The 18,880-nt window shown below is 57.6% G+C and carries 25 protein-coding genes; 4 read left to right on the top strand and 21 right to left on the bottom strand.

Going from position 1 to position 18,880, the window contains the following annotated elements:
• Positions 1-99: 99 nt before the first annotated feature.
• Positions 100-477, bottom strand: a complete 378-nt coding sequence (locus ACWEPG_RS12840) for a hypothetical protein (protein WP_452594527.1) — start codon at positions 475-477, stop codon at positions 100-102.
• Between the two features lie 69 nt (positions 478-546).
• Between ACWEPG_RS12840 and ACWEPG_RS12835 the strand changes: the two genes are divergently transcribed.
• From ACWEPG_RS12835 to ACWEPG_RS12825, 3 genes are all read left to right on the top strand, one after another.
• Complete coding sequence (locus ACWEPG_RS12835) at positions 547-744, top strand: hypothetical protein (protein ID WP_452594526.1); 198 nt, start codon at positions 547-549, stop codon at positions 742-744.
• Between the two features lie 123 nt (positions 745-867).
• Positions 868-3,102, top strand: a complete 2,235-nt coding sequence (locus ACWEPG_RS12830; RefSeq protein WP_452594525.1) for a type IV secretory system conjugative DNA transfer family protein — start codon at positions 868-870, stop codon at positions 3,100-3,102.
• Entirely contained in the window at positions 3,099-3,395 is a 297-nt protein-coding gene (locus tag ACWEPG_RS12825) for a hypothetical protein (protein WP_452594524.1), read from the top strand. The genes ACWEPG_RS12830 and ACWEPG_RS12825 overlap by 4 nt, the downstream gene beginning before the upstream one ends.
• Positions 3,396-3,541: 146 nt before the next feature.
• Here ACWEPG_RS12825 and ACWEPG_RS12820 read toward each other — a convergent pair whose 3' ends face one another.
• From ACWEPG_RS12820 to ACWEPG_RS12730, 19 genes are all read right to left on the bottom strand, one after another.
• Positions 3,542-3,907, bottom strand: coding sequence for a histone-like nucleoid-structuring protein Lsr2 (locus tag ACWEPG_RS12820; RefSeq protein WP_452594523.1), 366 nt, complete (start codon positions 3,905-3,907; stop codon positions 3,542-3,544).
• Positions 3,908-4,053: 146 nt separating this feature from the next.
• The gene (locus ACWEPG_RS12815; protein WP_452594522.1) at positions 4,054-4,290 is read right to left on the bottom strand and encodes a hypothetical protein; all 237 of its coding nucleotides are present in this window, start codon (positions 4,288-4,290) and stop codon (positions 4,054-4,056) included.
• A gap of 42 nt (positions 4,291-4,332) precedes the next feature.
• Complete coding sequence (locus ACWEPG_RS12810) at positions 4,333-4,815, bottom strand: restriction endonuclease (RefSeq protein WP_452594521.1); 483 nt, start codon at positions 4,813-4,815, stop codon at positions 4,333-4,335.
• A gap of 1 nt (position 4,816) precedes the next feature.
• Positions 4,817-5,137 (bottom strand): hypothetical protein, encoded by a 321-nt coding sequence (locus tag ACWEPG_RS12805; RefSeq protein ID WP_452594520.1) that lies wholly within the window; start codon positions 5,135-5,137, stop codon positions 4,817-4,819.
• A 7-nt stretch (positions 5,138-5,144) separates the two neighbouring features.
• A complete protein-coding gene (locus tag ACWEPG_RS12800) occupies positions 5,145-5,906 on the bottom strand; it encodes a M23 family metallopeptidase (protein WP_452594519.1) in 762 nt (253 codons plus the stop codon).
• Positions 5,903-6,907: a hypothetical protein gene (locus ACWEPG_RS12795; protein ID WP_452594518.1), complete on the bottom strand. Its 1,005-nt coding sequence runs from the start codon at positions 6,905-6,907 to the stop codon at positions 5,903-5,905. The genes ACWEPG_RS12800 and ACWEPG_RS12795 overlap by 4 nt, the downstream gene beginning before the upstream one ends.
• Positions 6,908-6,913: 6 nt before the next feature.
• The gene (locus ACWEPG_RS12790) at positions 6,914-7,132 is read right to left on the bottom strand and encodes a hypothetical protein (protein ID WP_452594517.1); all 219 of its coding nucleotides are present in this window, start codon (positions 7,130-7,132) and stop codon (positions 6,914-6,916) included.
• 7 nt (positions 7,133-7,139) lie between these two features.
• Complete coding sequence (locus tag ACWEPG_RS12785; RefSeq protein WP_452594516.1) at positions 7,140-7,652, bottom strand: hypothetical protein; 513 nt, start codon at positions 7,650-7,652, stop codon at positions 7,140-7,142.
• A complete protein-coding gene (locus ACWEPG_RS12780) occupies positions 7,643-8,749 on the bottom strand; it encodes a hypothetical protein (RefSeq protein WP_452594515.1) in 1,107 nt (368 codons plus the stop codon). Before ACWEPG_RS12780 ends, ACWEPG_RS12785 begins: the two co-directional genes overlap by 10 nt.
• A gap of 2 nt (positions 8,750-8,751) precedes the next feature.
• Positions 8,752-9,639, bottom strand: coding sequence for a phage distal tail protein (locus tag ACWEPG_RS12775; protein ID WP_452594514.1), 888 nt, complete (start codon positions 9,637-9,639; stop codon positions 8,752-8,754).
• Positions 9,640-11,721, bottom strand: coding sequence for a phage tail tape measure protein (locus ACWEPG_RS12770; protein WP_452594513.1), 2,082 nt, complete (start codon positions 11,719-11,721; stop codon positions 9,640-9,642).
• Between the two features lie 269 nt (positions 11,722-11,990).
• Positions 11,991-12,338 (bottom strand): hypothetical protein, encoded by a 348-nt coding sequence (locus ACWEPG_RS12765; RefSeq protein WP_452594512.1) that lies wholly within the window; start codon positions 12,336-12,338, stop codon positions 11,991-11,993.
• A gap of 64 nt (positions 12,339-12,402) precedes the next feature.
• Positions 12,403-13,356 (bottom strand): phage tail tube protein, encoded by a 954-nt coding sequence (locus ACWEPG_RS12760; protein WP_452594511.1) that lies wholly within the window; start codon positions 13,354-13,356, stop codon positions 12,403-12,405.
• Positions 13,340-13,489, bottom strand: a complete 150-nt coding sequence (locus ACWEPG_RS12755) for a hypothetical protein (RefSeq protein WP_452594510.1) — start codon at positions 13,487-13,489, stop codon at positions 13,340-13,342. The genes ACWEPG_RS12760 and ACWEPG_RS12755 overlap by 17 nt, the downstream gene beginning before the upstream one ends.
• Before the next feature lie 37 nt (positions 13,490-13,526).
• Positions 13,527-14,042, bottom strand: a complete 516-nt coding sequence (locus tag ACWEPG_RS12750; protein ID WP_452594509.1) for a hypothetical protein — start codon at positions 14,040-14,042, stop codon at positions 13,527-13,529.
• Entirely contained in the window at positions 14,039-14,512 is a 474-nt protein-coding gene (locus ACWEPG_RS12745; RefSeq protein ID WP_452594508.1) for a phage virion morphogenesis protein, read from the bottom strand. The genes ACWEPG_RS12750 and ACWEPG_RS12745 overlap by 4 nt, the downstream gene beginning before the upstream one ends.
• Entirely contained in the window at positions 14,512-15,363 is an 852-nt protein-coding gene (locus ACWEPG_RS12740) for a hypothetical protein (RefSeq protein ID WP_452594507.1), read from the bottom strand. Before ACWEPG_RS12740 ends, ACWEPG_RS12745 begins: the two co-directional genes overlap by 1 nt.
• A 102-nt stretch (positions 15,364-15,465) precedes the next feature.
• Entirely contained in the window at positions 15,466-16,857 is a 1,392-nt protein-coding gene (locus tag ACWEPG_RS12735; protein WP_452594506.1) for an ApeA N-terminal domain 1-containing protein, read from the bottom strand.
• 88 nt (positions 16,858-16,945) lie between these two features.
• Positions 16,946-17,755 (bottom strand): restriction endonuclease, encoded by an 810-nt coding sequence (locus ACWEPG_RS12730; RefSeq protein WP_452594505.1) that lies wholly within the window; start codon positions 17,753-17,755, stop codon positions 16,946-16,948.
• An 88-nt stretch (positions 17,756-17,843) separates the two neighbouring features.
• Between ACWEPG_RS12730 and ACWEPG_RS12725 the strand changes: the two genes are divergently transcribed.
• Entirely contained in the window at positions 17,844-18,449 is a 606-nt protein-coding gene (locus ACWEPG_RS12725) for a hypothetical protein (protein ID WP_452594504.1), read from the top strand.
• A 33-nt stretch (positions 18,450-18,482) separates the two neighbouring features.
• On the opposite strand, the gene ACWEPG_RS12720 is transcribed toward ACWEPG_RS12725, so the two are convergent.
• On the bottom strand, positions 18,483-18,872 hold the full coding sequence (locus ACWEPG_RS12720; protein WP_452594503.1) for a hypothetical protein: 390 nt from the start codon (positions 18,870-18,872) through the stop codon (positions 18,483-18,485).
• Positions 18,873-18,880 lie beyond the last annotated feature (8 nt).

Genomic DNA, 18,880 nt, shown 5'->3' with positions numbered 1-18,880 from the left:
CCGGAAGCAGCGACTGAACATGATCTGCCGGCTTCGGAACTACCGAAACTTCATCGACATAATCCAGGTGGACAAGTGAGCCACGAACGACGACGAGCCTTAAGCCAGGGTGAGCTCGACGCCTACCGAATCGGACAAGAACTCGGTAGGCGTCGAGGAACCCGGATAGAGCGTCGAATCAGACGCGAAGTACACATTGTCAACGATCAGCTCATCCTGATCGAGGAGATCGTCTACATCGAGGAAAAATAACAGACGAAAGGTAACACCATGGGAAATTTTGCCGCGATCGTCATTCTGACATCGCCGATCTGGGTCTTCTTCTTGATCTTGTGGATGTCGGTTCTCTTTACCGGCAAGAGCTTGAAGGAACAGGCGTACGACAAGGAGGTCAAGCGTCGGAAGCACCAAATCATGATGGGTGAAGTCGATGCGCGACTGAATGAAGACGCCCTTCGACAGTACCGCAACGAGCACAACTAACCCTTCGCCCCGGGTGGAACATCACACGATGCACCACCCGGGGCATCACCCCTTAGGAGAATAATGAAGAAGGCATCTAAGTCCATCTGGTCATTTATCTGGGCGATGATCGGACTCATCGTTGCAGTCCAGATTGCGTGGGCCGTGGTCGAACCGTTCGTCGGCTACATCGCACTCGTAGGTATCGCACTTACCCTCGCGATCTTTGTCGGACCTCGCGTCATCAAGGCGCTCGGCGCATCCGGGAAATACAACCCGTAGCGACTGGCCACACTGGTCAATTCGCCACTTCGGTGTCACAGTGAGAGGCAGATGGAAACAATAATCATCTGCCTCTCACTGGCACTCCTAATCGCCACCCCCACACTCATGTACTGGAGGCAAATGATGAAGTCCAACCAGCGGCAGCACGACCTGGGCCGCGACAGCTACGATCTCATTCTTCCGAAGGGTCTATCCGAAGACCGGGTAATCGCATTCGCAAACTCCATCGGCCGCAACCTTGCAGGCGACGTGGCGAAGTTCGGTGGTGTTCCGACCATGGTGTTCGAGGTCATCGGGACGGATCGCGGCATCACGCACCGCCTGCGCGTTCCGTCACGTGACGCCGAGTACCTGATCGGGCAGCTGGAGGCGCACGTCCCCGGCATTGACATCACTCCGACCCCTGAAGACGAAGACCCGGACTACACCTTCGGGGTGAGGCTGTACGAGACGAACCCCGAACGGCTCTTGAGCATCAAGAACGCCCGTGATCACTCGACCAAGATTCTCAAGGCGGTCCAGATCGACGAACCCGGTGAACGGGTCATCTTGCAGTGGGTCATCACTCACTCCGAGCTGACGAAGTACGACTCCGCTCCACCGAGCAGGCCGAGCTTCATGAGGGCACTCATCTTCGGTGTCCCCGAGACCGACAAGAAGCCGCCTCAGCCGGTCGATGAGCAGCAGTTCGTCGCCGCCGGACGCATCGCCGCAGTCGCCAACGACGAGAAGCGTGCTCAGCGCCTCATCATGAACGTACTTCGCTCGCTCCAGAGCGAGAACAGCGACAACAAGATTTACGCCAAGCCGGTGAACGGGATGAATCTCACGCCGGACGTGAGCAACGCGGCTACGCCCATCAAGAAGCTCGGCAACCTCATCAGTGTGACGGAGCTGGTCTCGCTTATCGGGTGGCCGATCGGAGATCCCGACATCCCTGGCGTCAGTCAAGGTGCGCCGCGCCGGTTGCCGGCGAGCGAGATCATTCCGCGTCAGGGTCGGATTCTGGGGCACAGCAACGTACCGGGCCGCGAGCGGCCGGTTGCTCTCGACTACGACAATGCGACCGAGCACATGTTCATCGGCGGGCGCACCGGTCAGGGTAAGACGGTTCAGATGGCCAACAGCGCCTACGCAGACATGCACAACGACTTCGGCGTGATCGTGATCGACGCAAGTTCCAGTGAATCCACCGAGACCATGTTCAACCGCACACTCCAGTACATCCCGAAGCACCGTATCGATGACGTAATCACCATTCACGTCGCTGCCGATACGGATAATCCCGTGGGCTTCAACCTGTTCGATCAGGGCGCGGGTCGCGGGGTTATCGACCAGATTGTCGGAGTATTCGAGACCCTGTACCCGATGACCGGATCGGGAGTTGCAGTCCGAGACTTGCTCTACCACGGACTCTGGACGCTCATCGAACACGGCGATCTGACCTTCGTTGATCTCGCCCCACTCATCACACCACGGAATCCGGCGGAAATAGCGTGGGCGGAGAAGGTGAAGCGCGATGTCACCTCGCCAGAACTCATCGAGTTCTGGGAGCGCATGAAGGGTATGCGGCCGACCTACGCGGAGACCCTGCACAACAAGCTGTGGCAGCTTTCAGGCCGACCCGAGATCAAGGCAATGATCGGACAGACCAAGTCCACGGTCAAGATCCGAGATGTGCTGGAGAACAACAAGATCCTGCTCGTCAGCTTGAGCGGACTACCCAAGGACTCGGCCGAACTCCTCGGCTCGTTGCTCACGTCGACCATCTGGAGCGCCGCGCAGAGCATGCAGCCGAAGCGCCCGAACTTTCTGTACTTGGACGAGTTCCAGGTCAGCGCGAACGTCCAGGACGGACTCGACGACATGCTGGCAAGGGCTCGGAAGCACGGACTCGGCATCACGCTCGCCACGCAGTACATCGAGACCATCTCGCGCGAGTTGAAGACCGGGATCATCAACAACACGGGAACACGGGTGATCTACTCCACCAGCTCGACAGAAGCGAACACCTGGATTCCCGAATTCGGTGGACGGAAGCTGTTCAGCGAGAATGACTTCACGCAGGTCAAGAAGCACCACGCGATCGCTACCATCCAAACCTCAGACGGTGTCTCACCGCCGGTCACGATCAAGGCACTCAAGCCTTACGAGCCGACTGGCGTTGCCGATCTCGCGCGTGATCGTTCACGTCAGAAGTATGGGCGTCCGGCTGGTGAGGTGCGTCAGGAGATCGAACAGCGCAAGCGCGACGAGACGCAGTTCAAACCGAAGAAGGACGGGCCGCGCAGGCCGAATTTTGGCCCTAGTCCGTACGAGCCGAAGCCCCGTGACGACGAACAGGAGAACCAGTGAGTGACGCAGCGCAGGCATGGCGCGAAGCCGTGTCGGTCGCACAGGACGAGATCCGCAGCCTTGAATCCGACTACAGCCAGATGGGTTCGACGTGGGACAGTCTGGAGTCTCATGCTGCGATGCTCGACAACTCAACCGTGGATACCGAAGCCACGTACGAGGACTCGGTTGTTCGTGGAGGCCGGCTGCACGATGTGGTACTGCCGGGTGTCGCAGATATCCGACAAGCCATCATTGAGGTGACCAACCGCATCGATGATCTACGGCGGGCGATGGACTTCTACCATCACTGAGCGTTTGGTCCGGTGAACTACTGACCACTCCCCTACCCCACCGCCTCACAATTCGACCACTCCCCTAACAGGGGTCGGAAACCAAGAGACTCCCCCGCTCCAATGGAGTAGGGGAGTCTCTTCTGTGTATCGGTCGACGGCGTGAACTACGCGTGCGCCTGGTCGTACGCGTCCTGGATCTCCTGGGCAATTCGACCGCGGGAGCTAACTTCGTGACCGTTCTCCGCTGCCCACTTACGGATCTGGGCCAGCTCTTCCTTCGAGCGGCCGGATGCTGACGACTTACGGGTGCCGGAAGAAGCACGGCCACCACGGGTCGGCTTCACCTCAGCCGCAGCCGCGATCCACTTCTCGAAGTCACCCTTGATCTTGTCGTAGTTTTCCGGGCGCAGGTCCAGACGGTAGTCCTTGCCATCCCAGGAGAACTCGACGGCTACTGCCAGATTCTCGTCAACTTTCTTACCATCGAAGTCGTCGGTCACTACATACTGAACAACTTGCTGACGCGCCATGAATCCTCCAGGTGAACAAGATTTGTGTTCAATGTCTACCACGTAGTTAGAAGCCGCGCAAAGTTCTTAGATGTTCGAGATGGGTTGGATATCGGAAGAGCGCGGCAACCCGTGCCACGCTCGACGCAAAGTGCTTCTAAAGCCACCTAGTTTGTAGTGCGCACTGTACCGATCTTTTGTGAGACCGTGACAAGACCCGACGCGCCGAGTCCGAAGATTAGCCCGCTCGCGACTGTCGCACCATATAGGCCGGTGAGACCCACTGCCAAACCAATAGCTGCCGACATCGCGATGATCGTAGCTGCGCGAAAGTCACGATCGTACGTCCGCTTGATGAGTTCCGTTGCACCGGCGACTGCCGTGATGATGAAGAGTTCTTCCATGTTCATAGTTCCTTGTTAAGTTGTGATTTCACTATGCGCTCACTAGACCAGGCGGTCAATGGCGAACAGCATCATGCCGATCGCGAGTGCCGCGGCCACAACGAAGGCCGCCCACATCAGCCAAGGCATCGCAGCCGTAGATTTCGCAGGCTGGCCGGCTTCGGCAGGAACGAAGTCCTTAGCGCGCTGGTTAGCCGGTTCCACCGCACCTAGTGGGTCGTAGATGAACAGCTTCACGTCCACCTGATCGGCGTACGTGACAGCCTCCTTGGTGTAGCTTGACGCAGCGAAGAAGAAGAGTTGCTTCTCATGATCGTTCCCACGCGCACCATAGAGTTGTTGAATCTCTGGTCGGCCGGCGGCACCGTTCTTCCACTTCACCTGAGCGAGTGCCCTTGACGACCGCACGTCGATCCCGCCATCTGCTCCCCCGGTTGTCGCCTTGGCGTCGATGAAGCCCCAGGATTTCATGACGCGCTCGGCGTTGAGTTCGGCCTGATGTGGGTCGGCTATGTAGCTCGTCACGCTACGGCTCCACTTTGGCGTTGTTGACGATCACACTCCAGATCACCGCCAAGATGATCGGGATCAGCGCCGACCACACCGACCACATGACCTTGCTAGCCGTGTTCTGTTTAGCTTGCAGAGAGATGATCTTGTTGTCCCGCTTCTCAAACTCGAGGGCGATCTCCGTGCGACTCATGTACGTCGCATTCTGAGCAGCAATCATGCCCTTCACCTCGGCCACCGCCTCAGAGAGGGTGTCGACCTTGTTTGACACTTCTTGAACCTGCCAGACCTTCGCTGGCTTCTCGGACTCGACTTGGGTTTGGCGGGGTGCAGTCATACGTCACCTACCTGATGCCAAGAGCATCCCGTATTGCTTGAAGTCGCTTCTCCGCCTCCGAAGTATCACCAGGAAGCCTCTTTAGCTCGTCCTCGAGTTCACCAACTTTGCCAAGGGCGTTGTTTCGCGATTCGTAGGCGCTGTTGATGATGGCGATCTTCTGCGCACCCTCAGCAGAGGCCCACCAGTTGCGAATGAATTCATTGGTCAGCTCCTTACCAATGATGTTCTTCTCCAGGTCGACGTCGCGGTCGCCCTTGTGTGCGTTCGGCCGGCCGTCGAGTCCGTCACTTGTTCCGATCGAAGCTGCTAAGATTCGAGCAGTATCTTTGTTTACTAAATCTGGCATATCACCTCCTTTGATGTTAGTTGCGAAGTATCTATCAGGATCAATCCTTCCCGAGTAGCCGTTCTTGAAGTCCGGATTCAGCGGCAGCACATCAAAGTGCAGGTGGGGTCCTGTACTGTTTCCAGTGCTTCCCGAGTAGCCGATAAGCTGGCCCCTCCTGACACGGTCTCCGATGTTCACCACCGTGCTAGATAGATGCGAGTACCCAGAATACAGACTCTCATGTTTCAGCAGAATGCTAGTGCCGCCCATCCAGGTTATCCACGGATGATACTTTCCCTCGCCCTCAAAATCCACGACTCCATCAGCGGCGGCATATACGGGCGTACTCGACGGGTACTTGTAATCGACACCGTTGTGCCCAGCACCGAATCTGCGGCTGACTCCCCACTCTTGACTTGGCTCTTGCAATCGCGTCATATGTGCTCCACATGGATGAATACCGGAGAAGTTGCCGATGCGTCGAGGGAGCACGACCCTCCGTCTTCGTAAAGTCCGACGCTCCAGGTTTTCGACGTGCCAGCTGTAAATGGCCCGACTATTGCGGTTGCCCTTGCTGGAACACTCTTGTCAGCACCAGGCGCCGACGCATAACAAGCCTTTAGCAACGTACCGCTACCTGCCGTCCCGTCCCAAATGCTAATGCCATAGAGAGCACCGGAAATGCTACCTCGCACACGCTCGCCCTCAGCGGTGATACGCACCCGCCTGGTGCTACTAGGAATCACTACAGTCCGCGATAGGCCAGTTGCGATTGTTCCGGTAGTGCTCGACACAACCGAAGACGTGATCTGCTGATAGTCGAGAGTGATTGCGCTGGCCGCTAACTTGGGCGCAGTAACCGAATTGTCTGCGTACTTCGCTGCCGAGATCGATCCATCCGCTACTTGCGGCAGTGATGTAATTCCTGTTCGTTGATCCGTGATGTTCGCCGTCACTACAGACGTCGATCCCGCAGCGACCGCAATCGTCGCGAGCTTGATCCACGCCACTCCCGATCCGAGTGTCGACTGGATCGTGGCGTCATTCATGACGACTGGTGATCCTGCTGGCGTGCCAGCCATGATCTGAAACTTCAAGGCACTAGGCGAGTTCGACGACCCGGTGCTTGTCACCGTCGTATCCACCCATGCCACAACCACGTCGATGCGCGGATTAGTCGGGTTTGCAGCTGTCACAACCACGTTCTCGGTCGCATCCGTCCAACCCCAGAATCCATAGGCATTGGTTGGCAGGTTGAGTAGGCCATCTCCTACGGCAACGTCGACCGACATGTTCGCGCCCGCACCACGCTGCGACACCTTCCAGCCGTTAGCATTGAACGCCGTGGCGACACCTGGCCCGAACAGCCTATTGAGGTACTTGAGCAGTCCTTCTTGGTCTACTCGGGAGGGATTCAGGAATGAAACGTATCGTGCCATATGTGATTATTCGTCTTTCTTTTCCCTCAATATATCAGCAGGGATTTCATTTGTCAGTGCTTGAATTTGGATTTGTTCAAATTCCTGGGGCGTGGCCTCTATTGGAACGGTATCGACCACTTCGTCACCATCGACAGTGAAGATGACGTCGATCCCATCCCCCAACTGCACCGGTATCTGTTGACCCTGCTCTGTTACGAATACTTTGTGGCTTAGATTCTCCATGTTCCTCCTATTGGGGTTTTAATGCTGGTCGTGGGATGAGCGCAGTGCCGATGACCCAGTAACTGTGTGACGAAGCGTCATAGTTGGTCAGCTGGATATTGACGTAGCGCTGGCCGTTCGTTTCGGTGAAGCTGCTTTGCCAGTAGTCCCAGCGCCAGCTATCCCGCACCATGCGCTGCTGCGGTGTCAGCGCTGGGCCGTAGGGCACCAGGTGATCACTGTCGTTGACGTCGACGGCGATGCTGTAGTTCGGCTCGATGAGCGTGCTGCGGTTGATCGCAGGCTTGCCGTCGTACGTGAACGGTGCGGTGTGATCCATGAAGGTGACGCCGATGTTCGCTGTGAAGCCGGATGGGATCGTGAACGGCCCCAGCGTGAACGGTACGAATACGGCGTAGTTCAATGAGCCATTGCCGATGCGCTGCGGGGTGGTGCGGTACTCATCGAACTCGGCCCGCAAGCGTTGCATCTCAGCAACCAGCGCATACTCCGGTCGATCCTCGGCCATATTTATGCCCATGCCACTACCTCCGGGGTGACCACCTCAGAATCGTTGTCGTCGATCTCGAGTGTCAGCTTCTCGATGCGGTAGGTGCCGTTGATGTCCGCCAGGTACGGATGGTTGTTGACCTTCACCGACACACGGTCGCCAATCCGGTAGTCCGTCACGAACGGAGGCTTGTTGCCGTCCACCGTAAACTTCGGAACGCGGATCGGCCGGCTCTTGGCATCGCGGTGCGCCTCGGCTGCATCGGTGATACCGCCGTCGCTGTTGTCTGTTCCGTTGGTCTGCAACACTTCCTGACGCAACTCGTAGTCGGTCTGGGATATCAGATCTTCTGCCACAGCGACGGCCTGCGTACCGTCTGCCGCACCTGACCCAATGCCGATCACCTCGTTGGAGATGTCGGTGGCGTCATCTGGAGCGTTGAGGGTCAGGATGTTGTACGGCCACTCGAACACGATGTCGGGACGGTTCGAACCGATCTGGGCGTAGGTGTTGAACACCTTGTCGTGCGTGATCTCAATGTCGATCGGCTCGGTGCTGAGTTCCGTCATGTTCTCCAGCGCGTTGCGGAGGTTGGTCCGGCTGTACTGCTTGTCGTAAGTGGTAGCTGATCCACCTGTGAGGCCACGAGTGATCCCGAAGCCGCCATTAGTCAGTGACTGACTGGTGTTGATCAGATACCAAGCAAGATCCTTACGGCTCTTAGCATTTCCGTTGGCCGTGGTATGCACCTCAAGCACCTGACCCGCATTGGATTCTCCGGTATAGCGCTTGCCGAACAGCCACAAGAAGCCGTACACCACGCAGTCGATGCGCTGGCTGTTGGCGTCGATGACCGCCTCGGCATACACGAGCTGACCACCAGCGAGGTAGCTACCAAGTCGGCGGACGCGTACCTCGGTACTGGCCGTCTTCAAGATCTGGCGTGGGTCGGTGTGGGCCTTCCGGCAGTGTTCCTCGAAGTTGTTGAGGTCGAGACTGAACTTGATCTCATCCGGCCTGTTGCGACTCAGGGTGACGCGGCGGTTGTACGCCCGCCCGCTGTAGTCGGCCAACTGATTGCCGTGCTTGTCCCAGAACTCGATGCTGTATTTGGATGACCACTTCATCGCTAGATACCTACGAATGCCGGGTTAAACGTCACGGTCGCGTAGCCGCCATCCGAGGCACTGGACGTACTGATGCTCACGCTGTTCGGGCCAGGCACAAGTCCCCACCAGTCCGAGGTGATCGTCTTGGCGTGGATCAGTGACGACGATCCGTTGAGCAGGATGAGTTGGTTCATCATGTCGATCTGCACGTAGTCACCCGCGCCGATCGTGTAGTTCAGTTCGATGTACTGGCCGGTGGTCAGATTCGAGATGATCGGGTTGTGGAGTTCGCCCGTCAGGATGATGCCGCCGTTGCCGGCCTCGTCGATGGTTGGGTAGCTCGTCGCTGTCCCGACGTTCGACAAGATCATCGTGCCGCCAGTGGACGCGTCGACCGTGAAAGGGATGTTGAACGGAATCAGGAAGCCGCCGCCTGACGGACGGCTGATGTTGCCGGACGTCACCGTGTCGTCGCCGTAGATCAGATTGCCGATCGCCGTCACCATGAACCGAGTGCTCATCGGCTGTTCGAGCGGCATGATCGGATCGTTGAAGTAGGCGTCGAGGTAGTAGCGCTGTCCGGCGAGCGTCCTGAAGCTGATCCGCACAGGGATCGGCAGGCCGTTGTTGCCGGTCTCGTTCGTGATTGCCGCGATGAACGCCTGCCGTCTCGCCTCGTACTCAGCTGCCGTCTCGCCTGCCGTAGCGCGGATCGTGCCGGTCAACTCGACCAAACGGCCATCCAGGAACTTGCTCGATACCGATACACCGTTCCGGCCCGGTAACGAATAGCTGGTCGTCCGATGCTTGGGACTCTCAAGCCCTTTCACCGGCTTTTGCAGCATGAAGCCCTTTGCCGGAACGCTGCCGGTTATCAGGGTCAGATCACCGATTCTAAACTCTTTCACTTATCCAAATCTCCATCTAAATCCTAGTTCTGCGAAGCCACGGTCGTAGTCCATCTGGTTGTAAATGTGCTGCGTCACGTTGATCGTGTTGCCAGCGCCCCCAGCCAATTCATTGCGGGTGCGGTACGCAGGGGTCACCTGCGCACCCTGCGGCATGTCGACGATCTCCGGGCCGTTCTCACCAACGACAGACCGTCCCCCAGGCGAGTAGGCAGTACCAGTCGCGTGCTTGTTGAGCGGGTTACCCGTCAGGTTGAGTACTGGAGACTTGAAGTCGCCCTTGGAGCGAGCATCCGCGGCCTCGTTGATTCGAGTACTGAGGGTCTTCCAGGCATTGGCCTCGTTCGAGACAGTTCCAGCGACATCTCGGGAGGCAGCCTTAACCGCCTCCACTGCCTTGGTTCGCTCTTCTTGCGCCTTCTGTGCGTCTCGCGTCTTGTCGGCTACGCGTGCGTTGGCATTCGCCAACTCATCCTGCGCGCCCTTCAACTGGAATGCGGCCTCACGCGCCTCGAGCGAGCTTGGACCATACTGCGCCACTGCGTTATTGAAGTTCACCTGGGCACGCTCGACGGCGAGTGCCGCACCCTCAGCTGTTCGCTGCGCGCCAGTCAGTTCGTCCTGCGCCGCCTTCGCGTTGCGTGTCGCAGCGGCCAGGTTGTCGTGCGCAACCTTCAGCCGCTCGGCAGCTACGGTGTTGTTGTTCGTCTGCTGTACCGCCTGGACGTAGGCGACCACTATGGCTGTGGCACCAGCGGCGGCCAGGGCAAGAGGGTTTGCCCGCATCACGAAGTTGAGTGCACCCTGCGCGATCGTCAGTGCCTTCGTCGAGACGCCGGCCGCGTTCTGGACGACCGTAAACGCGACAAGTCCCGCGCTCACCTGCGTGATCACTGGCAGGAGCTGGTTAAACGTCGCAATCGCTCCCGGCACTGCTCCGTTCACGCCCCGGACAAAGTCACCGGCGGCGTTGGTCAAGCGCGTGACGTACGGCAACGCCTTGCTACCGATAGTGAGGCCAAGTTCTGACATGGCGTTCCGCAGACCCTCGGTGGATTTCTCGTACGGACCCATCTGTGCAGCAGCGGCCTTCTGCGCGGCCCCAGCTTGTCCGACAGCCTTCGACATCTTGGTGTACGAGTCACCCGCATTGTCTGCGAGGACAGAAGCTGCACGAAAGGCATCCGTACCGAAGATCGTCGCAAGAGCGTTCTGCTTCTGCTCGTCGGTCATCTTGCTTGTCGCCTTGGCAAGACGCTTCGACATCTCTTCTAGACCTACGAATTGACCTTGCGCGTCGTACGCAGAGAAGCCCATCTTCTTCATTTCCTTGGCCGCAGCGACAGACGGACTGGCGAGGGCGATGAGCATCGTCTTCAGTGATGTACCTGCGTCAGATCCCTTGATGCCGTTGTTGGCAAACAGAGCAAGAGCGGTGACGTTCTCGTTGAGGGAGAGCTTGAACTGCTTCGCCACGGTCGCTGACTGCTGGAGCCCGAGCGCCAAGTCCCCAAGCTCTGCCTGCGAGGCATTCGCTCCAGCGGCGAGCATGTCCGCCACCTGTATCGCCTGATTTCCTTGCAGTCCAAAGGCGTTGAGTGCCGAAGCCGCAATGACTGCTGCCTCGGCGAAGTCGATGTTGCCGGCTTTGGCAAGCGACATCACTGCCTTGGAACTGTCCATCGTGTCTTTCACCGACAGTCCGGCTTTGGACAACTCAACCATCGTGCGGGCTGCATCCGCCGCCGAGACACCAGCAAGATCGTTCGACTGGCCCAGCTCACGCGCGAGCTGCGACATCGCGTCCATCTCTTTGGCGGTCGCGCCGGATGCTTGGCGTAGCTGGGACAGGCTCGATTCGTAGTTCCCCGCACTGTGGATCGCGACACCCATACCAGCGGCAACAGCAGCACCAACTACGAGTGCACCAGTCCCCACCGTTCGAGCGAACCCAGCGAACGCCGCATCGGCATCGTTCGACTTCGCACCCAGCCTGTCGACGGACTTCGCCGTTTCATCGAACTCAGCAACAGCCGACTTGTTGTCGACATCTATTTCAATCTTGATTTTGTTGGCTGACACTGAGTTGAAAGCTCCGGCGGCGGATTAGTTCTGTTGCCGCTTTTCTGCTTCTAAATTAGCACGTCGCGCATCCAGTGACCATACAGTTCTCGTCAGCCATATCTCTTGCCAAGGCTGCTTCTCAAACTCCTCGACTGACATTTTCATCTCAAGTCGATAGCGAAGATCCGCTACCTGCTCCATCAGATCAGGATCGACCTCCGCCGAGGTTGTAAGGCCATGCAGGAGCAACAATTCGAGTTGATACTCGATATCCTCAAGTTCGTCAGCTAGAGGCCTTTTAAACCGTAGGTTCCAGCCGCAACCCGCAGTGCATCTTGCTTGTGAGTGACGTCTAGTTGCTCGATGAGGTCGGGTAAGTCCTTGTCGGCCAGCGTGTACTTCTCAGCCTCACCAGAAGCCGAGTTGATGATCACTCCGCCGATCAGCAGTTCCTTCATTAGGTCGCTGTACAGATCATTCAGGGTTGCCGTCTCTGCCCCCTCATCCGTACCCTTAACCTCAAACCATTTGGCGAAGTCTTTCGGACTCATCGTCTTCATCGTGAGGTAGCAGCCGTCCCATCCCTCGCCGTACCCCGAGATATCGACGCGCCGCTTTGTAGTGATGTCTATCATTCAGTAGTCTCCAATTAAAGTATGCCCTTAGTTAAGCAAGGGCATATCTATTAGTCAATGGAGACTAGGCTGCAACGTAGCCGGTGCGAGAGTTCGTCAGCACGGGCTGGATTGCTCGGCCAACGCTCGCGTCGTACTCAAAGAACAATTGCAGGGTGGCTGTCACTTTCTCATTCTTGTCCTCGGATCGTTCGATCTCGCGGGTGCGCACCTTCGAGCCAGTAAAAGCCAGGATGTCCGTGCCGTTAGTCATTGTGATGCTCATGGCGTATATGGTGTTGGCCAGCATGTCGTCGTCGATGTCGGTGTTCTGGTAGTTGACCACGATCTCCGCGTTGGCCTTGTACTCGCCACGTACGAAGTCAGGGTCAGTTCCGTTGCCGAGAGGGAACTCTTGCTCACTTGGACGCTCGCTGTTGAGCTTAAACTTGAGAACCCGCAGCGCTGTCGCACCAGAGAGGCCGGCAACATTTGATGCCTTCTTGATAACGATGTTCTTACAGCTGAACTTCTTCTCGGCGGTGAACGCCACGGTTTCAGTCTGATCGCTACCGGTCGTCGCTTTGTAGCCGCTGGAGAATGTCACCCAGTCTTGCTCTTCAGCGTTGATCTCAAGCGTGTCAATCGTCAGTTTCGTGTAACGCTTGCTTTGGAGCGGACTCTTATAGCTCAGGTTCATCGCAGGGGCGAGGCTCGTCTGATTGACGCTGAATGTATGTGGATACTTGCCTCCGGTCGCCGTGCCGGTAGACACCGATCCGAAGTGGTTCAGCATGACAAAGCCGAATGACTCGGCAGTGACGATCCCCTCTAGGCTGTTCTCAACCCACTGACCGACGACTTCCGAATCGCTAGTCTCTTCGACTACCCCGACCGCGCTATCGTCCTCGATTACCGTTGTCTTGAGTTGTGGAATACCTGCGCGCCACGGCACCCATGCCTGCGCAGCCGTGTTGCTACCGATGCTTATGCCAATCGCGCCACGGCGGGCAATCTCAGGGTTAGTTGTCGTGCTCATCACCTACCTCTTCATCTTTCATGCTATCTAGTTTCTTGGCCAGGTCATCGAAGTCTTCGGCTTCCACCTCACCGACGGCTGGCACGAGAAACTTCATCAATGCTGGTTTATCTTGAGATTCTTTCTTACTCATGGCTTCAATATAAGATATGCCCACGAATAAATAAACACTACATCTGCTCGATTGAATCGAATTCATCCACCTGGACGTCATACATGATCGGCACGGTAATAACAGCTTCAGCAGTTACCAGTGGTTCTTCACCCCCCGAGCGCAGCACCGTCTCATACCGCACTGTGACGTCGCGGGCGATAGCAGAGATGCCTTGTGTCGACGAGTTGCGGATCGCGTGTTTGATCGTTCCCTCTTGGTATCCCTTGGTGGCAAGGTCTTTCAGCCCCACTATCCGGCGTAGCTTGTAGAGGGTCATGTCCTTGTCGGTCGCCTCAGCTGCCCAGTCGTCGACCTTGTTGAGGACCACCTTGATCACGACGCTCTCAGTGTCCTGATCATCGCCCATGCCATCTCGCGCCAAGTCGTCCTCCGGGGACTCGACGATCAGAGCCGGCAGATCGAACGTCGGGATCTGCTCGGGGTCGCCGTAGTAGTACCTGGCGATCTTCTCCCCCAGTGTCGAACGCATCAGGTCGAGAACGACCTGGACATAGTCAAGTTCACCGTTCACACACCGCCTCGCTTCTTGATGCTGCTCGCGAGCGACGCCTCGATGATCGCGACAAGCTTGTTGTACTGCGCGTCACCGTCCTCGAGCTTCATCATCACGCGGGCGGGGATCGTGTTCGTCCCTGCCTGATGCCACTCAAACTTCCTGTCCTTGTTGGTGATTGTGGCGCTCGTGTTGGTCGTCGAGTAGGTGAACGCCTTCTGCATCGCACCAGTCGCGACGAGTACGCCCTTGCGGTAGCGCTTCGCCTTGCGGCTCGCATAGGGCTCAGACAGTCGCCGCCACGGCTCACCAATCACCTGTCCACGCGATGCGAACACCTCACCGCCATAGAAGCCCTTCAGGTACTTGCCCACGTCTTGCATCGCGGGATGTAGGTCGTCGATGTCCAGACCGATCCCGTGCAGCATCTCGCGAACCTGCTTGTCACCGGAGATCTTCACCCTGACGCGCGTCGTCCCGTCCGCCATCAGAACTTCATCCCCATCTCAAACGCTCGTGGTGCGGTCTCGTCGGGCCAACTTGAAATGCCTTCACTCGTCGAGACGTTGTTGCCCTCGTCGTCCGTGACTATGTCGTCGCCGGTCTTCATACCGTCGATCAGTGCACGGATGGTCTTCAGCTCCTTCTCGCTGGTCGTGCCAGGTAGGTACTTCGCCTTCAGGAGCGCGGCTGCAAGCTGCCTTGTGCGGATGCGGATGATCTCTGGGACCGGGTTGAACGGAGTCTTGAACTTGCCCGCAAGTCGAGTGTTGATCTCGGCCTCCGCTGCGCGACGCTGCTCGTCGATGTTCAGATCGGACAGATTGTGGGCGTTCTCAAATCCAGCCTCACGCCGGATCTCGCTGATGCTCGCGTAGTGCCCGAAGTCGTCACCGCGGATCGGAGTCGAAGGGTCAGTTTCTTCGCTCGTGGTGGCGTTGTAGTAGGTCCAGCGATACCAGTGCGCCGACGTGCCCTCGCTGTCACGGTAGTAGGTCGAGAGCTGGTCGGGATCGATTGAGCGGGTCGCAAGAAGTGTGAACGCGTCGTCGGCCGGCACTCGGTCATCCACGTTGTCTGTGCGGTAGATCCGAATGGTGTCGCCAAGCACGGCTATGACGTCGCTGAAGCGGGTGTGCGGTAGTTCGAGGGGATCAACCAGGCTGATCGTCGTCTCATCGTCGATCGACTCAACAACGCCCCGCTCGCAGCCTTCCCGGGACAGCTCGCCAACATAGACGATCTCGCCATCCGGGTAGCCCTGCGTGCTCTGGACCGTCAGTGTCTCGTCGCCAACACTCGCGCTAGCCGTGAGCTTGGTTCGCTCGCGGATATTCACTGGATTGAATGACGGTATGACTAACGTTGTGCTCATTATCTACTTCTAATAAAGCACACGCCCGCTGAGTTTTCTATAGTTCAACCTTCCAGCTCAGACCAACTACAAGTTCGCTTCCTCGACGGCCGCACGGAACTCCCTAGACGAGTAGCTAAAGGGAACCTCGACCGCCCTGCGTTGCACTGCGACGTCGATTCCCAGCCGATCGATTAGGATCAGATGAAGCAGAGCCTTGGTGATATCCGTCAGTCGAAACCGCGCATCCTCGGGAATCTTCTTTTCAAGCTCATCGGTGTTGAGGTGTCCAATCGCGTTACGGGCGTCCTTTAGCCATTTCGCCCACGTGTCGACGTTACCAAGAAGTTCGCCCACGGCTTCCGGGTCAGCGAGCTCAGCAAGCTCCATGTATCGAGTCTTGAGACCGGGGCGATTGTTCCCGATGAGCTGTTTCAGCCAAGCCTTCTGCACACCTTCGAATACTTCGTCAACCTTCGCCTTGATGGCTACATGATCTTCGTCCGAGATAGCTTTCGTCTTTGGACACAACGCGGTATGAAATCCCTCGGCTGCCGAGGCGGCGTTGAAAATCTGGTTCTCGTAGTAGCCCCCTGGTTCATAGTCGAGGCCGAACAGAACATGCAACGGGAGACCAATCTGCTCTCGCAGCGAAAGCCACGACTCAATCGCGGCACCAAAGTCCTCGATATCGTCCAGCCCGAAGAGGACGTCGCGAGTCCTGATGACGTCTTTAGTGATCAACCTGCCAGCCTGAAAGAAGATCTTTACCGGATAGTCTCTCGTACCGTCACGACGAATAATGAGGACGCGGTCCGTTACGGCACAGCCCGACTGGACCCCAAGAGTAACCAGATCCTGGACCGCCTGAACTAGATCATCGAATCCCCCCAATGATCGAGGATGATCACTAACAATCTTCAGTCGCACTCTCTCATCGACGTGATACGAACGGTTCCAAGCCTCGTTGCGAGGACCCGTCATTGTGAGAATCCAGTCGAGCGAAATTTCGGCGCTGGCGGATTCCACTCTAGAGATGAGGGAATCAAGTACGTCAAATCCCGCGATCGTGCGGGTGAACCCCTTGCCGCCTTCTTTCGGCACCAGCTTCGTGCTCATGCCCGTCCGATTAGCCCACATCGTCAGATGGGAGATGTTGACCTCGATCCCATCGAACACGACGTCCTCGCCGTCATTCAGCGCGATTCCCACGAGAACGGTCTCAGCCTGAATCACCTCAACTGTCGTCGAGTGCTGACCAATCACTCTCTTAGTGCCGTTAGTCCGGATGGCATCGAGGAGGGTGATGTGACGACCATCCGCCGCACCGTGCAGCACCGGTACATCCGCCGCACCGATCAACTCGTCCGTCAGTTCAAGTCGGCTCTTACCCGATTCGTCGATCTCCAGCACACCGCCAACTTTGTGATCGGCGTTGGACGGAACCCACCACTTCCCCACGTACCGGTACTCAGACATGCACCGCATCATCCACTACCTCGACGAGCAAGCACGCAGAGCACCCCAAAGGCGTCGCACTCTTCCGTCGATTCAGGTCCAGCAGGGCTTACGCAGCTTCATCATTAGACTGCTTCGCAACCAGCCAGTACATACCCCATGCGATCACTGGGAAGATACCGAACGCCACCAGGCTGTAATCGTTTCCAACAATCATCGCTATCAGCCCAAGCGCGAACATTGCGGAAACTACGATCGCAATAGCACGAGCCTGCTTCACCACGTCTACCGACTCGTTCGCCTCATATCGCTCGCGGGACCGTCGCGTCTTGAAGTACTCCTTCTTGAAGGTCTTGTACCCGTCGTGTGTCAAGATCGGCTTCAGCTGTTCCATATGCCGAACCGCATCCGGCTCGGACATCTGATCCATCTCACTGCGGATTCTCTCGAGTAGCAGCCGATGATCCCTCGTCGCGATCCGCGCCTTCAGCTCGTCGGCGCGCTTCTCCGACCTCTCAGCAGCAGCCCAGTCGTCATCACTCGAACTCACCTGCGGTGTGCCGGCTACCCGCCCCAGATGACCACCGCTCCCGACCCGAATCACGTTGCCGGCGCGGTCGAACTGGAACAGCGTCATTCCCACCGTGTTGGCGTAGTCGACGGCTGCGGCCGAATAGCCGCTGTGCGAGTAGAAGACCATCTCTTTGCCGTGGTCGTCACCACGAGCCCCGTACAGGCGCTGGAGGTCAGGACGCCCGCAGGGCTTGGCATGCAGCTTCACTTGTGCGATAGCGCGAGAGGACCGTACGTCCACGCCACCATCTGGACCACCGGGCTTGGCTTCAGCATCGGTGTACCCAAGGCCTCGCATGTGCTGCGCTGCGAACAGCTCGGCGTCCGCTGGCGTCACAATCTGCACCTGCACTCCCCTCTCTTGCCGCTCGACATGTGATCGAGACAATGCCCCTCGTCATTACATGTCGTTCCGAACCGCTACGCTCCCGCCCGTGACTACGCTCGCCCAGGCTCAAGACGCTGTCGTCAACGCTGGCCCATGGTGGGGTACGGCGATCATCGCGGGTGTGGCAACCCTCGCCGGTGGGCTGATTACCGTCTCGGTGCAGTCGATCATCGAGTGGCGGAAAGGCAAGCGTGAGCATCACCGGCGCTGGGATGACCGGACACTCGAAGTCGCACTTGAGTTCATGGACACCGTCAATATCATCGCCCCACAGAGGGTGCATGTACACGGTGTGACCGAAGCGGAGCGACGAGCTACGTTCGACGGCCAGGAAATGTTGCTCCAGATAGAGCTGCATCTACGACGGCTGCGGGTCGTTGCTCCGAAAATCATCTATGACCGCGCCGAAGATCTGAGTTTCGCCGCAACTGCTTACATGCTCGAACCGATAGACGAAAAACGCTCGACTAGCCATGTGTTCCCTGACCTGCACAATGCCTACACGGCTTTCTATGATGAGCTGAAGTCCACACTGAAGACCCGCACTGGAAAAGGGATGAAGAAGAAGGACAAGCTCGTCGAGAAGCGAGGGGCGGTGAGTGGCCCAATGCCGAAGAAGGGTGTCGTTCAAGAAGTAAAGAGCGCCCCGTAGGGCGCTCTCGCTTGGTCTGTGACGGTCATGGATCTACTTCGACTTCGTATCCGTCTTCGGCGCTGGAGCGGCCTTAACTGCTTCCTGAGCCTCTTTCACGATGCGATCTGCCTCGGCATTCGCCTGTGCGACAACCTCTTCGGCTTCAGCCTTCGCTGTTTCACCGATCTCGCTCGCTTCGCTCTTGGAGTCTTCGAGGATCTTCGTCGCTTCAGCCTTCGCGGCGTCGACGATCTCTTTCGCCTCGACTTCTGCGACGCTGTTGTCAACTGTGACATCGCTCGCGTCCGCTTTCGGATCGCGGGCTGCGCCTGATGCAATCAGGTAGTCAACTGTCTCCTGGTCTCCTTCGAAGACATCCCCTGGTTTGTGCCACTTGTCGCCGAGTTTCACTCCTGCGGTTAGTTCTACTTTCACTCCCATAAATCACC

Source organism: Rhodococcus sp. NPDC004095 (assembly GCF_053604015.1).
This window is presented reverse-complemented; position numbering and strand designations above follow the sequence as displayed.

Bases quoted from the DNA above. Each gene is read 5' to 3' on its own strand.
- ACWEPG_RS12780 (WP_452594515.1), bottom strand. From the start codon at position 8,749: ATGAAGTGGTCATCCAAATACAGCATCGAGTTCTGGGACAAGCACGGC.
- ACWEPG_RS12735 (WP_452594506.1), bottom strand. From the start codon at position 16,857: ATGTCTGAGTACCGGTACGTGGGGAAGTGGTGGGTTCCGTCCAACGCC.
- ACWEPG_RS12820 (WP_452594523.1), bottom strand. From the start codon at position 3,907: ATGGCGCGTCAGCAAGTTGTTCAGTATGTAGTGACCGACGACTTCGAT.
- ACWEPG_RS12795 (WP_452594518.1), bottom strand. From the start codon at position 6,907: ATGGCACGATACGTTTCATTCCTGAATCCCTCCCGAGTAGACCAAGAA.
- ACWEPG_RS12835 (WP_452594526.1), top strand. From the start codon at position 547: ATGAAGAAGGCATCTAAGTCCATCTGGTCATTTATCTGGGCGATGATC.
- ACWEPG_RS12765 (WP_452594512.1), bottom strand. From the start codon at position 12,338: ATGATAGACATCACTACAAAGCGGCGCGTCGATATCTCGGGGTACGGC.
- ACWEPG_RS12755 (WP_452594510.1), bottom strand. From the start codon at position 13,489: ATGAGTAAGAAAGAATCTCAAGATAAACCAGCATTGATGAAGTTTCTC.
- ACWEPG_RS12760 (WP_452594511.1), bottom strand. From the start codon at position 13,356: ATGAGCACGACAACTAACCCTGAGATTGCCCGCCGTGGCGCGATTGGC.
- ACWEPG_RS12800 (WP_452594519.1), bottom strand. From the start codon at position 5,906: ATGACGCGATTGCAAGAGCCAAGTCAAGAGTGGGGAGTCAGCCGCAGA.
- ACWEPG_RS12745 (WP_452594508.1), bottom strand. From the start codon at position 14,512: ATGGCGGACGGGACGACGCGCGTCAGGGTGAAGATCTCCGGTGACAAG.
- ACWEPG_RS12815 (WP_452594522.1), bottom strand. From the start codon at position 4,290: ATGGAAGAACTCTTCATCATCACGGCAGTCGCCGGTGCAACGGAACTC.
- ACWEPG_RS12830 (WP_452594525.1), top strand. From the start codon at position 868: ATGATGAAGTCCAACCAGCGGCAGCACGACCTGGGCCGCGACAGCTAC.
- ACWEPG_RS12785 (WP_452594516.1), bottom strand. From the start codon at position 7,652: ATGGGCATAAATATGGCCGAGGATCGACCGGAGTATGCGCTGGTTGCT.
- ACWEPG_RS12805 (WP_452594520.1), bottom strand. From the start codon at position 5,137: ATGACTGCACCCCGCCAAACCCAAGTCGAGTCCGAGAAGCCAGCGAAG.
- ACWEPG_RS12790 (WP_452594517.1), bottom strand. From the start codon at position 7,132: ATGGAGAATCTAAGCCACAAAGTATTCGTAACAGAGCAGGGTCAACAG.
- ACWEPG_RS12720 (WP_452594503.1), bottom strand. From the start codon at position 18,872: ATGGGAGTGAAAGTAGAACTAACCGCAGGAGTGAAACTCGGCGACAAG.